Here is a 13,808-nt window from a genome sequence, read left to right on the forward strand (position 1 = left end):
CACTCCTGTCAGAATTTTTTCTGAAAATAAGGGATCACATGGGGTTTGGTTGAAATAAATAGACGGGGTATGGTAAATTTATAAAGGAGTTTGGGCACTTTGGTTGTTGTCCCTGATTTTAGGTGTTTTTATGTGCTAGGGTCTCAAGAAAGCAGTAGTTCCGTGTTATGTAGCACGGATGCCTATCCAATGCGGCAAAAAACAGCTTAAAAGGAGAAGAAGATGACAGTTTTCAAGATGATGGATCAATTCAAGGGTCTGGTAAAAAAGCTTCAACGCCAGAAGGCTGAGAATGGATCCGAGGGCTTGGCTGAGAGCTTAAGGGTCGAACCGGTGACAAAGGAACAAGGAACAACCACTCCTATCCCATTAAAAAACCGTATTATTAAACATAAAAGATTGGTTATTAAGTCCGCAGCCGTATTAAGTTTAATCGCTGCCGTCATCTGGAGCGGAAACCAATACGTGCAGGCGAATATGAAGGATTATTATCATGTGTATGCGAATGGGGACTCGATCGGAACCATATCCGATCCGGCGAAGGTCGAACAATTCAAGCAGAAGAAGCGGGAGCAGCTGACCAAGAGCGATGCGGACATCCAGATGGTCGTAAAGGAACCCAGACTCGAATTTACTCCCGAGAGGGTTTTTGGAACACCGGCAGAGGATGAAGCTGTTCTTAAGCAATTGGAACGTTATTTTTCGGCCTATCCTGTAGGCGTTCAATTGTTGGTGGACGGCAAGCCCGTAGGTATTGTAAAAGACGAAGCGACGGCCAAGCAAGTGCTGGAGCAGCTAAAAGCTAATGTCATTGCCTCTCTGCAGCAGAAAAAAGAACCGGGGAAGGTCGGCATATTGTCCGCTTCATCTGCCGGCGACGCTCCAGTAACTACGGAATTGCAGAAAGCGGATTTCGTTCAGGATGTAGAGATGAAACAATTGGAAATTAAGCCTGACCAGCTCATGAAGCCGGACGAGCTTCTGAATAAGCTGGCGACGGGCAACGCGCGGCCTACAAAATATACGGTTGTAGACGGCGACTGCGTATCGTGTATCGCCAAGAAGCTGAATATTCCAAAGCAAGTGATATACCAGAACAACCCCTGGATTTATAATGATATGATCAAAGTCGGAGAGCAGCTGGATCTTACCGTGATGAACCCGACACTGTCCGTGCGGACAGTAGAGAAGGTTGTGGAAAATCAGGAGATTCAACACGAGACGGAATACAAGCAGGACGACAGCATGCGGCTCGGAGAGACGAAGGTGCTTTCGGAAGGAAAGAACGGCATGAAGAAAGTGACCCTTCAACTGACGAAGGTCAACGGACTGATGGAAGAAGAAAGCGTATTAAGCGAGGAAATCGTCCAGCAGCCGGTGAAGGCCGTCGTGAAAAGAGGCACCAAGGTTGTATTAGGGGAAGGCACGGGCAAGTTTGCGTGGCCGGTCGTTTCGGCTACGATTACCAGTACGTTCGGGAAACGCTGGGGCGCTTTTCATAAGGGGATTGACCTGACGGGCAACCGCAGTATTCTCGCCTCCGATAACGGCAAGGTTGAGTTTGCAGGTGTGAAAGACGGTTACGGCAATATGATCATCATTAATCATATGAACGGGTATCGTACGGTGTATGCGCATCTAAGCAAGATTGAGACAAGCAGCGGCAAAATTGTGGAGAAAGGCGAAAAGATTGGAACGATGGGCAGTACCGGGGACTCTACAGGGGTGCATCTGCATTTTGAAATTCTGCTCAATCAATCGCCGCAAAATCCGCTTAAATATTTAAACCGCTAAGGATGCAAGCGGCACATAGATCAAGGGACATGGAGAAAGCAGGGCGGCAGGCCTTGCGCGCCATGTCTCTTTTTGCTTCAAGTTGTGGTAAAATAGTAGAATAGCTTCCATGAACAGCTGTTAGTCTTTGACAGGCGGTGAAGGAACGAATGGCGAAAATACTCGTTGTAGACGACGAACAACCGATTGCGGATATACTGAAGTTTAATTTGGAAAAAGAGGGCCATGAGGTCATCTGCGCTTACGACGGCGGAACGGCGGTGGATCTGGCTTACACCGAAGAACCGGATTTGATCCTGCTGGATTTGATGCTGCCGGTGAAGGACGGTATGGATGTGTGCCGGGAGGTACGGGCGAAGCTGAATACCCCGATCATCATGCTGACAGCCAAGGACAATGAGATTGATAAGGTGTTGGGTCTTGAGCTTGGCGCAGACGATTATGTGACCAAGCCTTTTGGAACGCGCGAGCTGCTTGCCCGGGTGAAAGCACACCTGCGCAGACAGACCAAGGTATCGTCCGTACCTGTGTCCCAGTCTCCGGAGGAAGAGCAACCACGGCAGGGCTTCCGAATCCTCAGCTTGTTCATCGATACCGACATGTATGTCGTTTATAAGGACGGTGTACCGCTCGATCTTACTCATCGGGAGTTCGAACTTGTGCAGTACATGGCCAAGAACAGCGGCAAGGTCATGACGCGCGAGCACCTGCTGCAGGCCGTGTGGGGCTTTGAGTATTTCGGGGATGTACGTACGGTTGACGTGACGATCCGCCGGCTCAGAGAGAAGCTGGAGGACGATCCGAGCCGTCCGGAATATATTATCACCCGGCGGGGGCTTGGCTACATGATGCGCAATCCGAAAACAATCGCCGGCAGCTACTAGGCGGGGGCGGTCCTGATGCAGAAAAATCGCATCCGCTTTTTTCAATCGATTCAAGCCAAGCTGATTATTATTTACGTTTTGCTGATTTTGATCGCGATGCAGCTCATCGGCGTGTATTTTATCCGTACGCTGGAAAGCTCGCTCAAAAACGAATTTATGGATAACCGCAATAAGCAGGCGCAGCTGCTTGCGCAATATGCGGAGACGTATTTGAGCGAAAGCCAAGATAACAAAAACACGGAAGCCTTGAAGAGGTCGTACGCGGATTTAAACGAGTTCGTCAACCGGTTGTTTGTGATCAGCAATGCGGAAATCCAGGTGATTGATGCGGGCGGTGTAGTCCTTACTACCTCGTTAGCCAGCAATCAATCGGTGATAGGCAATAAAAATACGCAAACCGAGGTCACCCGGGCGCTGCAGGGCATTAAGGACAACCAGCGCATGTTTACGGATTTTGACGGGGTCCGCAAGGTGGTCATCGCCAAACCGATCGGCTCGGGGGTAAGGGTGCTCGGAGCGGTGTATATCATTGCTTCAATGGAAGAGGTATACGATACGATGAACCGGATCAACCGTTTCTTCATATCGGGTACGCTCATCGCGCTTGCGCTGACGGCGCTGCTTGGAGTCATCCTGTCGGCGACGATTACCAATCCGATTAAGGCGATTACGAGACAGGCTACGGCGGTGGCGGAAGGCCGGTTTGACTTTGACGAGCAGATTCGGGTCATGGGTCAAGACGAGATCGGCCAGCTCGGAACGACGTTTAATATTATGGTGAAACGGCTTCGGGAGGCCTTGCTGCTGAACGAAGAGGAAAAAGAAAAGCTGGCCTCGATTTTGTCCAATATGAATGATGGACTGATTGCAACCGATGACCATGGGCGCGTGATTGTGATCAACCGCAGGGCCAAACAAATATTGAAGGTGAACGAGGATACGACGTTGGGGATGCATTTGGGAGAGCTGCTGAATCTAACCCCGGAGACGGCCCAGATGAAGGAAGAAAACGGAAACCGGTTGATGATGCTGCAATTGGTTCACGAACCGGAGGAAGAGCCGGTGTTTGTGCGCGTGACGTTCACCACCATTTACAGTAAAGGAAAAGGCGCGGCCGGAACGATTGCCGTCCTGCAGGATGTCACCGAACAGGAGAAGCTGGAGCAGTCGCGCAGGGAGTTTGTGGCCAATGTGTCTCATGAGCTAAGAACGCCGCTAACGACGATCAAAAGCTATCTGGAGGCCTTGGAGGACGGCGCCATCGAGGAGCCGCAGCTGGCGGCCAAATTCGTAGGCGTGGCGCGTAATGAGACCGAGCGGATGATTCGGCTCGTAACGGACCTGCTGCAGCTGTCCCGGCTCGATTCGAAACAGGCGATCATCAGTAAGGAAACGACGGATGTGGCTGAGATGCTGGAGGAAATGACGGATCGGTTTTCTTTTCAGCTGGAGCAGCGGTCGATTTCTGTTGATTTGGAAGTGGAGCAGGGTGTGGGTGAGATTATGCTCGATCGGGACCGTATAGACCAGGTGCTGGATAACCTCGTATCGAATGCGATTAAATATACACCGGACGGCGGGCATATCCGGATTCAAGCTACAAGACCGGTACAGTCGGTGCTGGAAATCTCTATACAGGATAACGGCATCGGGATCCCCCGGAAAGATTTGAGCCGGATTTTTGAGCGGTTTTACCGGGTAGATAAGGCACGATCGCGCAGTATGGGGGGGACGGGTCTCGGCTTGTCGATTGCCCGAGAAATAGTGAAAGCCCACGGCGGAACGATTCATTTGGACTCTGAACTCGGCCAGGGGACGCGGATTACGTTCACACTTCCGTATCAACAGGAGGAGGCGACCGGATGATAGAGCAGTTGAAGACGGCGGTACTGACCCTATTGGTTCTGGCAAGTCTGGTGCAAAGCTACTTCCTTGCTTACAGTTATCCGAAGTTTGATCCGCTGATGCCTCCGGATGAATACGTGAAGACCGACATGCTGGGAACGCAGGCCTCGATTGAGGAGATGCTGTTTTCGGATCAATTGGTGCTGCACCTGGGCAATGGGCAGCATACGGTGCTCTATCCCAATACGCAGCAGTATAACGATGTATGGGAGAATGTAAAGCAGCGTTTCATGGAGGATTTCCGTAAGACGAATGCGCTGCAATTAGGCTTGGATTTGGAGGAAGTGGGCAGCAAACAGCAGGGAGTGGAAATCCGCTTCCGTGACGGGCTGCCTATGAATGTGCTTCAACGGGTGATGCAGCTTAAAGGGGACTTGATTAATGAGAGTGACCTGATTACGCGGATATGGATTTTTGCCAAGGATGCCAACGAGGTTCGTACCATTCTTTTTACCGATACGCCGAACACCTTGTACGAGGTCACGAGGGCGGATTTTACGGTGAAGGATATCGAGCGTTTTGTCACCGTCGACCCTGATTTCATTCCGTATCGCAAGGCAGCCGCTGGCGATTTTTATTTACCGACAAAGCCGCTGCCGATGACAGGGTATCAAATGGGCTTTACGCAATTCACAGCAGATCAGCTGAAGCGAACCTTTTTCGTTGATCCGAGCGTAACACGGAATTTGACGGAGCGGGACGGATCGGAGATCCACACCGATGGCAAGAGAGGATTGCAGCTCAAAAATGAACAGCACTGGATGACCTATTCCGATCCTGTGGCGCCGGCGGACAGCAAATTGAATATTCTCGATAATCTGCTTTCGGCGGTGCAGTTTATTAACCAGCATGGAGGATGGAACGGAACGTATGCGGTGCAAAAGGTGCCTCAGCAGATGCTTTCAAACCATCAGGCCTTTGTTTTTCGCCAATATTATGGATCGTATCCGATCATAAATACGGGCAACGAAAATATGGGGTTTATGAAAATATCGCTGCAAAAAGGGATTGTCGCGAGCTATGAACGTTCGATTATAACCCCCGATACGAAGGAGGTTATCCGCAAAGAAGTTCAGCTTGCCGGCGGTGAACCCCTTGAGCAAAAGCTTGCGCAGTTTACCGGTACAAAGCAGGTGTACTCGGTATTTCCCGGTTACCGGCCCGTTATAAGGGAGCAAACGATGGAGCTGGTGCCTGCATGGGCGGTCGAGCTTCGCGATGGGACGTATGAGTTTCTAGAATAGGGGGAACAACGGATGGATTGGAGCCGGGCCAAAACGATATTGATTATGTCCTTTCTGCTGCTCAATATAGTGTTGGGCATCCAGCTCTGGTCCAGCCGTGCCGACATTCTTGAACTGGAGGCGAACCAGAGCGCGACGGCGGAGGAGCTTCAGCGGCTGGTGAAAAGCAAAAATATTCAAGTGCCCGCGGACATCCCGAAAGAACTGCCGAGGCTAAAGGAAATTGTGGTCAAATTCGACGAGAACCTGACGCCGGAGGAGCCGATTCCGCTTAAAACGCACTTCAAATTCGACCCTCTGATCAACAAGGGGTCCTTCAAGGATGTGCTCGGCCGGACCGGGATTGCGCATGCCGGAGAGTACCAGTTCGATCCAATGACAAGCCTTGGGGGAACCTATGTATTCCATCAGATGTACCGTTCACTTCCGATGTTCGAGGTGCAGCTGGAGCTGATCGAGGAAAACGGGCAGGTGACTGCCTATCGGCAGGGCTATGTGGAGGTGCAGTCCGAAGATGACCAGAAGGAACAAAAGGTCATTTCACCCTATATTGCACTTCGCAGCATGATAGAGAATTATTTGCCGTCGGGTTCTGTCATTACCGGCGTGAGGCTGGGGTATCACGGACAGGTTTACAATTCGCAAACGATGTATATGGTGCCGTCCTGGCGGGTATCGCTCGCCAACGGGGATGTTTATTTTGTTCATGCATTTAACGGTGCGGTGGAAGAACCGCAGCAAAACAATAAGTAAGAGATTGGGAGTTATGGGGATGGGAATGCGTTTTTGTATGCTGGGCAGCGGTTCTACGGGGAACGCCATGGTGGTGGCTGCCGACGAAGGCAAGGTGTTGATCGATGCGGGGCTAAGTGCAAAGAAGGTGGAGCAGCTTATGCAGGAGCGGGGAATGTCGCCGCAGGAGCTGGATGCCATTCTGGTGACGCACGAGCACGCAGATCATATTAAGGGGCTCGGGGCGATCGCGCGCAAGTATGATTTGCCGATTTATGCCAACGAGAAAACGTGGGAAGCGCTCGACAAACAGATCGGCGAGATTGCCGAAGCGAACAAATGCGTTATGCAGACAGGAGAAATTCGCGAATTCGGCTCTCTGCAGATTGAGTCTTACGCCATTTCGCACGATGCCGCAGAGCCTGTGGGCTACTGCTTTTATCATGGGGAAGAAAAGTTAAGTCTGGCAACCGACCTCGGCTATATGAGTTCAAAGGTGAAAGAGAAGATTGAAGATAGCGATGTGCTGATCCTGGAAGCGAATCACGATATCGAGATGCTGCGAATGGGCCGTTATCCCTGGAACATTAAACGTCGTATTCTAAGCGATGTAGGGCATTTATCCAATGAAGCGGCAGGCAGCGGACTGGTGGATGTGGTGACGGCGAAGACGAAGCGGGTATACCTTGCTCATCTGAGCCGGGACCACAATATGATGGATTTGGCCAGGCTGACCGTGAATAATATGGTAGAAGAGCGTCTGGAGCCGGATGATCACCGGGCTAAGCTGATGGATACATATCACGACCGTCCCACGGCCTGGGACCGGCTCAGCGAGGAGTAACCCTCTTCATCCTTCAAAACATTGGATCTGGCGGATCGCTGTGGCATCTTGAATTTCCAAAGCCTGTGCTTTGGCGGAAATCTCCTCCGCAGAGAGTATCCCTTTCTCCATGAGCAGTTCAATGACGGCGCTGAGCAGAAGGGAGTTGCGGTAATGTTCTTCCTTCAGGTCGGCTAATTGACCGATCCATGCGATTTCTTCGAGATGGGAATACATACGGCTGCTGGTCATAGGGCTTAACCTCTCTTATTTTCGGGGATGAAAGACTCATGTTCTTATTCTAGTCCAGTGTGAAGGAAAACATTCCTATTTTTTTAGATTCTCAGAATTCGAGATTTTAAGGTACAATAGTTGAAGCAAAAGATGCGGCTGGGATGATGGCTGAAAAGGTCTGGGATTCGCTGCATCACATCTATGTATGGGAATTGAGGGGGCGGCTGCGGTGAGTTTATTTGACGACGATTTCTATTCAACTAAGGTGTCATACAAGGAATCCTTGCGTTATTCCGCGGGCCGTCTGCCCAAAGGGTGGCTTGGCTGGCTGCTCCCGGCTATCGTCGGAGCGGCAGTTACGGCCGTGCTGTTTGTGCTTTTCGGCGGCGGCTCGTCGAACGATCCGGTGCAGCCGCAAGCGTTGGCTGCCTTTGCTCCCGTCCCGGGGAATGTCGCAGTCGGAGAAGAGAATGACCGGGAAATCAGCGATACGGTTGTAAGCGCCGCGGAGAGAGTATCTCCTACCGTAGTGAGCATCCTGGGTACCCGCCGGGAAGGGGAGAAGGAGCGGGGGAGTTCCATGGGGCTCGGCTCCGGCGTGATGTTCGAACGGGCTGGGGATAAAGTACACATCGTAACAAACAACCATGTGGTTGACGGCTTTACGAAACTGGATGTCGTGACCATTACCGGTGAGAAAAGGGAGGCAGTCTTGGTCGGCAGCGATCAGATCACGGACTTGGCGGTACTGGAGATCGATGGGAGCGGGATTAAGCAGGTGGCGGAGTTTGGCGATTCCGACGCGCTGCGGGCAGGGGAGACCGCCATCGCGGTAGGCAATCCGCTAGGTCTTGGCTATGCTCCAACCGTTACGAAGGGCATTATCAGCTGGCCGAAGCGGACGATCCCGGTAGCTCTTGGCCGTGAAGGCGAGTTCGATTGGGAGATGGAGGTCATCCAGACCGACGCGGCGATCAATCAAGGCAACAGCGGCGGCGCGCTGGTCAATCTGTCCGGCAAGGTCGTTGGCATTAATACGCTGAAGGTTGCCGATATGGGCGTAGAGGGTCTCGGGTTCGCAATCCCGATTAATCAGGCGAAGACAGTGATTCAGGCGCTGATTACAGATCAAAAGATTAAACGCCCTTATATGGGGGTCGTCACCCAGGATCTCCATTTGTTCGCCGGGACCGAGGACTTGAAGATTCCATCGGATGTCAAGCGCGGCGTCATCGTACTGGAGGTCACTGGACCGGCCAAGGTTGCGGGACTCAAAAGCGGAGACGTGATCGTAGAGCTTGACGGTAAGCCGGTGGACGGAACATTGGCTCTGCGCAAATACATATACGGTTATAAGCAGGTGGGTGATAAGCTCGATGTTACCTTTTACCGCGGAGCCAAGAAGAACACCTTGAAGCTGAAGCTGGAGGAGCTGCAGAATCGGTAAGCCATGAGCAGAGTTATCCGCTTGTTAGACCGGTATACATTGAGGTAAACTAGAAAAACATAAGATGATCAATTGTCTGAAGCATTCACGGCTGTTCGGGTTTGTGGGCAAAAGAAAAAGGGGTTTGACGATGTACGTGGTTTGTAAAGATCATTTGGAGCTGGCGATCGATATGTTCGTTGATGAATTCGAGGACGCGCCGGATATTGTCGATTTGGAGGAAGTCCATTTTACGGACTGGACACCCCCGGCGCATTGCGAGCGCTGTTCCGCGCCGGGGCGGTTTTTGGTTGTATAGATGAAAAGAGGCTTATGCCGGAGATGTCGGAAGGCTCGCTTAGGTTAAGCGGTCTTCTTTTTTTGTTTTGTTGGATCGTGAGGAGGATGGATTGGAGTTGAACATTCAAATGATTGCGGTGGGCAAGCTCAAGGAATCGTACCTGAAGCAGGGTATAGCGGAGTATGTAAAGCGGCTTGGCCCCTATGCCAAGCTGCAGATCGTCGAGGTGCCCGACGAGAAGGCGCCGGAGTCCATGAGCGCCGCAGAGGAGGCGCAGGTCAAACAGCGTGAAGGCGAGCGGATCCTTGCGCAGTTGCGGAGCGACGCCTATGTTGTGGCGCTCGCTATCGAGGGCCGTCTGCTTTCGAGCGAGGAGTTCGCGCGGCACGTGCAGGACCTGGCTACATACGGGCGCAGCAGCGTCGCTTTCGTGATCGGCGGTTCGCTTGGCCTCGCTCCCGATGTGCTTGCCCGAGCCGACCTGAAGCTTTCGTTCGGGCGCATGACGCTGCCCCACCAGCTGATGCGTCTTGTGCTGGTGGAGCAGATTTACAGGGCTTTTAAAGTGATGCGGAGAGAACCTTACCATAAATGACGGCTAAATTTTTCGTATGGAAGAGCGTAGAGGCGCGGAAAGAGGCTGGAGCGGGTAAGGTGGAATATGAGATAGATGAGGCCCGATTAGCTTGTTTAGAGGCTAATACGGGCCTTTTAAATAACACGAACAGGGATTCCAGATGACGAACCTTGGCGTGGCAAATCAACAATTCCGCCGCGTGATGATTCGGATGTTCGGAGGGGTGGCGTAGGGCCTAAGCGAAGTAGGCGGTTCCCTTATGAAACATCACCATCTCTAGCGTCGCGTACAACAATCGCTTTCACTATTTACACCACTATATACGCAGTAGGATATTGACCGGAGTGGGATGACCAAACGAAGACAAAATTGTACCTGGAGGGGAGACTTTGCTTGTAGAAAGCATAAGTCCCTTCGCCGTTTTAAAAAAATGCCTTTATCGTATCCGTAGGTCTCCTGTAACCTTTTTGTTTTGTGATACGCCTATAGAATGAACGCGCGTATCAAACAAAAAGAGGGAGAATCGGTGAACAGGTTCGTTTTCGCCTTATTGGGGCTTTTTCTCTTGGCTCAAACGGTGGCTGGGGTAGTTCAAGAATCCATCCATTCTGTCTATTACCGTGATAAAGCCATCGTGTTGTTGTACCATGATGTCGTGGAAAGTTTTGAACCCGGAAAGCAGAATCATTCTACCGTGACCATCGACCAATTTAGAGAGCACTTGCGTATGTTGAAAGAGAAAGGATTCCGGATCATTACAATGGATGCGTTTGTCCGATTCATGCTAGACGGAAAGCCAGTGCCGGCCAACGCGGTTGTGCTCACCTTTGATGACGGGTATGAATCATTTTACAACGTAGCCTTTCCCGTTTTGCAGGAGTTTGGCGTTACTGCAAGCAATTTTGTGGTAGGCGTTTCATCGGATTTGTTCAATCCGGATGCGGAGCCCCACTTAACTTGGGATCAAATGCGTGAACTCAAAGAGAAAGGCATGGGAATTTACAGCCACACTTATAATCTGCACCGTTATGTTCAGACCGACCTTCAGGGTCAAGTTGGACCGGCTCTAACCTCTCAGTTATATTTGGAGCAGAAAAAGAGACAAGAGGATGAAAGTGAGTATCGTAATAGGATATCCACAGATATGAAGTTCATGGAAAAAAGGCTGCAGCAAGAACTGGGTTTCCAGCCGAAGCTTTTGGCTTTTCCATTCGGTGCTTATAATACGGCAGTCGTAGAGGAGGGAGGAAGGGTGGGAATCGAGTTGTTTTTTACAATTGAGGAAGGTATGAACGTGCCCGACAGTCGGTTCGTACGAAGAATCAACGCAGGTGAGCCCTATATGACTGCAGAAGCGTTATGGCATTATATAAAAAATATTTTTGAAAAGCACCAAAATGAAGAACCAAAAACCGATTATAGACGCCTATATAATAGTTGAACAGAAATGAAAGGCGGTACTTTATGGAATCCCAAAGTGAACATCGATTACTTGAAGAAATTCGAAGCGGTAAAAAGGAAGCTTTCGCTAAACTGGTGGAACCATTAATTCCAAAAGCTTATCATACCGCTTTGGCCATTTTGCGCTCACCGCATTTGGCGGAGGAAGCCGTACAAAATGCGATGATCGAAGCGTACCAATCGATCAAGGCAGGCAAGGAAATCCGACATTTTAATGGCTGGTTCAGCCGCGTTATAGCAAACAGGGCATTGGATCTTGTAAGAAAGGAAAACCGATTTGATGGTTTGGATATTGAATCGGTTATCGTAAACGACACTTCCTCATCACCTGTAGAAAAAATACTTCGAAAAGAGCAATCAAGTGAGATTTTGGAAGCGGTCATGTCCTTGGATATACAGCAGCGAACGGTCATTGTCCTTTATTATTTTCAAGAAATGAAAATCGATGAGATTGCGAATGTGTTGCATGTTAATGAGGGAACTGTCAAAACCCGGCTTCATCGTGCGAGAATCCGACTTAGCAAATTAGTATCGTTTCCGGACTTAAATACAAAGGTGGCTCAACTATGAAAAATGAATTGCAGTTCAAATCAGAGTTGCAACAGTCCTTATCCAAAGTTACCGTTCCGAATTCCCTATATCGTTTCGCAAAAGAAGTCCCCGATATTTATGAGAGGGAGCGGGAAACTTCTGTGATCAAAAGTAGACCCAACGGGCGGCACAAGCTCAATCTTTTTTCGATTTTGTCGAAGTCTGCGGCGGCTATTGCCATCTTAACCGGTACATTTTCTGTGGGTGTATCCATGTCCCCCGCATTTGCCGCTTATATGAAAGAAGTCCCCGGATTTGATATTGCTGTTGATTGGCTCAATCACTTAAGAGGTCAAGATGGAGTTCAAGTAGCTATTGAAAACGGGTACACGCCTATTGAGGCGAAAACCGCGCAATTTGGCGGGACCACCGTAACGATAAGTGATATCTATTTAACCGACGAGGAACTATTGTTTAAGGCATTCATTCGCACAAACGAATATGACGTAAGGGATGGCAAAAGCAACGTTCATATTGAAGTCGCTCCGATCAATTTACGAGGTGGTGGTTCAACTACGGGCACCACGATTGCCGAAACAACGGATGAAAGCAAAGGACCGGTCCTTCAAGTTTCTTATAAATTTCAGCTACCGGAAAATGCGGCGCGAGAGTTTCTGGCAAAGGAAAAAGAGCTTCAATTTGAAGTGAGGAAGCTTATTTTAAACCGAGAGATTAAACGTGCGGATATCGAGCAAATGGGAATGATTGCTGTTCCAGTCGATCAAAATAAACTGCTTCATAATAAAGTGTACGAACCCAATCAATCGCTTCCAATTGCGGTCTTCGACCCCGATCTGAAGGAACTCATTTTGGAAAAGTTGACCATTCAACCGACAACGATGAATGCGATTCTTTACGATAAAAATGGCTTGACTTTGGATTTCCCGAGAGAAGAGGGGATGGCTCCGTATCTGAAAGATGAGAAGGGAAATGTATATAAGTACGATCCGTCCGGTCCCGCCCTGATGCTGGAGGATGGCAAACAACAGTTGCCGTTTTCGTCGTCAATATTTTTCGAAAAAGATACGGCGGCATTGCAATTGCATATCGGTACGGTTTCGGTAACCGAAAAAGATCCGAGCGGCACCTTCGAACTCTCAAAGAATGATACTTTTCCCAAAACCGTGCAATTTAAAAAAAGACTTATCGTTATTGAGGGAGCGGAGTTCAAAAACGGATACATCCATCTAAAAATTAAAAAGGAATACCCTGATCAAAAGATTTTAGATGGCGTAAGGTTCTATATTCCGGATTATTACGCCGAAATGGCAAAAAATAAGGAAATTGGTAGAAACTTGGATGCCTTGCGTGAGGAGTTCAAGATAGAAGGATGGGAGAGGGCTGAAAGCAGCGATATAGGTTTGCCATACCTTGACCTTTATATCCCCGCACCTATGCTGGACAGCTATACGATCTCATTGCAGCGTGTGAACGCCAAAGTTGCTGTCAATCAAGATTACTTGATAAAATTAAAATAATAATATTCGGGAGTACTGAATATTTTAAAAGCGACCCCCAGTTCCATATTAAATGGTCTGGGGGTTTTATTGTTTTAGATCGCAAAACTGTGAAGATTTAGCCGTTATAGCGTGTAAGGTGAACCGTATCATCGCTAAGGGTAAAATATTAAGGGAGTTCATCAAGTCCCTGAGGCTGTCAGTATTGTTTGATTCAGGCTGTCCAATACGAAGGATTCCAGAGGGGCAATACAATCTAATTGTTGGGCGACCGCTAGACGGCTAAGCAGTGTTGCGGAGTCCTTGTGTAATGCATCGATAGTAAAGTCGAAAAAGAAGATTAATCTTGGTGATCTGCCGCCCGACTCTTCTTGGTGCC

Annotated in this window: 13 protein-coding genes; 12 read left to right on the plus strand and 1 reads right to left on the minus strand. The window is 49.6% G+C overall.

The window, feature by feature from the left end:
* Positions 1-222 precede the first annotated feature (222 nt).
* From NR121_RS07840 to NR121_RS07865, 6 genes are all read left to right on the plus strand, one after another.
* Positions 223-1,794: a M23 family metallopeptidase gene (locus tag NR121_RS07840; protein ID WP_074729530.1), complete on the plus strand. Its 1,572-nt coding sequence runs from the start codon at positions 223-225 to the stop codon at positions 1,792-1,794.
* 149 nt (positions 1,795-1,943) lie between these two features.
* Positions 1,944-2,678, plus strand: a complete 735-nt coding sequence (yycF, locus tag NR121_RS07845) for a response regulator YycF (protein ID WP_054816957.1) — start codon at positions 1,944-1,946, stop codon at positions 2,676-2,678.
* A 15-nt stretch (positions 2,679-2,693) separates the two neighbouring features.
* A complete protein-coding gene (gene walK, locus NR121_RS07850) occupies positions 2,694-4,544 on the plus strand; it encodes a cell wall metabolism sensor histidine kinase WalK (protein WP_054816958.1) in 1,851 nt (616 codons plus the stop codon).
* Entirely contained in the window at positions 4,541-5,827 is a 1,287-nt protein-coding gene (locus NR121_RS07855; protein WP_054816959.1) for a YycH family regulatory protein, read from the plus strand. Before walK ends, NR121_RS07855 begins: the two co-directional genes overlap by 4 nt.
* Before the next feature lie 12 nt (positions 5,828-5,839).
* Positions 5,840-6,580: a two-component system regulatory protein YycI gene (yycI, locus tag NR121_RS07860; protein WP_054816960.1), complete on the plus strand. Its 741-nt coding sequence runs from the start codon at positions 5,840-5,842 to the stop codon at positions 6,578-6,580.
* Positions 6,581-6,599: 19 nt separating this feature from the next.
* A complete protein-coding gene (locus NR121_RS07865; protein ID WP_054817051.1) occupies positions 6,600-7,403 on the plus strand; it encodes an MBL fold metallo-hydrolase in 804 nt (267 codons plus the stop codon).
* 6 nt (positions 7,404-7,409) lie between these two features.
* On the opposite strand, the gene NR121_RS07870 is transcribed toward NR121_RS07865, so the two are convergent.
* The gene (locus NR121_RS07870) at positions 7,410-7,634 is read right to left on the minus strand and encodes a hypothetical protein (protein WP_054816961.1); all 225 of its coding nucleotides are present in this window, start codon (positions 7,632-7,634) and stop codon (positions 7,410-7,412) included.
* A gap of 211 nt (positions 7,635-7,845) precedes the next feature.
* Here NR121_RS07870 and NR121_RS07875 point away from each other — a divergent pair, with 211 nt between their 5' ends.
* The 6 genes from NR121_RS07875 (at position 7,846) to NR121_RS07900 (ending at position 13,450) form a co-directional block, all read left to right on the plus strand.
* Positions 7,846-9,063, plus strand: coding sequence for a S1C family serine protease (locus tag NR121_RS07875; protein ID WP_256831052.1), 1,218 nt, complete (start codon positions 7,846-7,848; stop codon positions 9,061-9,063).
* 130 nt (positions 9,064-9,193) lie between these two features.
* Positions 9,194-9,361: a CxxH/CxxC protein gene (locus NR121_RS07880; RefSeq protein ID WP_074729547.1), complete on the plus strand. Its 168-nt coding sequence runs from the start codon at positions 9,194-9,196 to the stop codon at positions 9,359-9,361.
* Between the two features lie 97 nt (positions 9,362-9,458).
* Positions 9,459-9,938 (plus strand): 23S rRNA (pseudouridine(1915)-N(3))-methyltransferase RlmH, encoded by a 480-nt coding sequence (rlmH, locus tag NR121_RS07885; protein WP_054816963.1) that lies wholly within the window; start codon positions 9,459-9,461, stop codon positions 9,936-9,938.
* 508 nt (positions 9,939-10,446) lie between these two features.
* Positions 10,447-11,361 (plus strand): polysaccharide deacetylase family protein, encoded by a 915-nt coding sequence (locus tag NR121_RS07890; protein ID WP_256831053.1) that lies wholly within the window; start codon positions 10,447-10,449, stop codon positions 11,359-11,361.
* Positions 11,362-11,384: 23 nt separating this feature from the next.
* Positions 11,385-11,951 (plus strand): RNA polymerase sigma factor, encoded by a 567-nt coding sequence (locus tag NR121_RS07895; protein WP_062410218.1) that lies wholly within the window; start codon positions 11,385-11,387, stop codon positions 11,949-11,951.
* Positions 11,948-13,450: a DUF4179 domain-containing protein gene (locus tag NR121_RS07900; protein WP_256831054.1), complete on the plus strand. Its 1,503-nt coding sequence runs from the start codon at positions 11,948-11,950 to the stop codon at positions 13,448-13,450. Before NR121_RS07895 ends, NR121_RS07900 begins: the two co-directional genes overlap by 4 nt.
* Positions 13,451-13,808: the final 358 nt, after the last annotated feature.

The sequence above is a fragment of the Paenibacillus sp. Pae15 genome (assembly GCF_024519685.1).
GTDB classification, from domain to species: domain Bacteria; phylum Bacillota; class Bacilli; order Paenibacillales; family NBRC-103111; genus Paenibacillus_G; species Paenibacillus_G naphthalenovorans.

Excerpts from the sequence above, each read along its gene's own strand:
- NR121_RS07900 (WP_256831054.1), top strand. The coding sequence starts at position 11,948 with ATGAAAAATGAATTGCAGTTCAAATCAGAGTTGCAACAGTCCTTATCC.
- NR121_RS07870 (WP_054816961.1), bottom strand. The coding sequence starts at position 7,634 with ATGACCAGCAGCCGTATGTATTCCCATCTCGAAGAAATCGCATGGATC.
- NR121_RS07880 (WP_074729547.1), top strand. The coding sequence starts at position 9,194 with ATGTACGTGGTTTGTAAAGATCATTTGGAGCTGGCGATCGATATGTTC.
- walK (WP_054816958.1), top strand. The coding sequence starts at position 2,694 with ATGCAGAAAAATCGCATCCGCTTTTTTCAATCGATTCAAGCCAAGCTG.
- yycF (WP_054816957.1), top strand. The coding sequence starts at position 1,944 with ATGGCGAAAATACTCGTTGTAGACGACGAACAACCGATTGCGGATATA.
- NR121_RS07840 (WP_074729530.1), top strand. The coding sequence starts at position 223 with ATGACAGTTTTCAAGATGATGGATCAATTCAAGGGTCTGGTAAAAAAG.
- NR121_RS07895 (WP_062410218.1), top strand. The coding sequence starts at position 11,385 with ATGGAATCCCAAAGTGAACATCGATTACTTGAAGAAATTCGAAGCGGT.
- NR121_RS07855 (WP_054816959.1), top strand. The coding sequence starts at position 4,541 with ATGATAGAGCAGTTGAAGACGGCGGTACTGACCCTATTGGTTCTGGCA.
- NR121_RS07865 (WP_054817051.1), top strand. The coding sequence starts at position 6,600 with ATGGGAATGCGTTTTTGTATGCTGGGCAGCGGTTCTACGGGGAACGCC.
- yycI (WP_054816960.1), top strand. The coding sequence starts at position 5,840 with ATGGATTGGAGCCGGGCCAAAACGATATTGATTATGTCCTTTCTGCTG.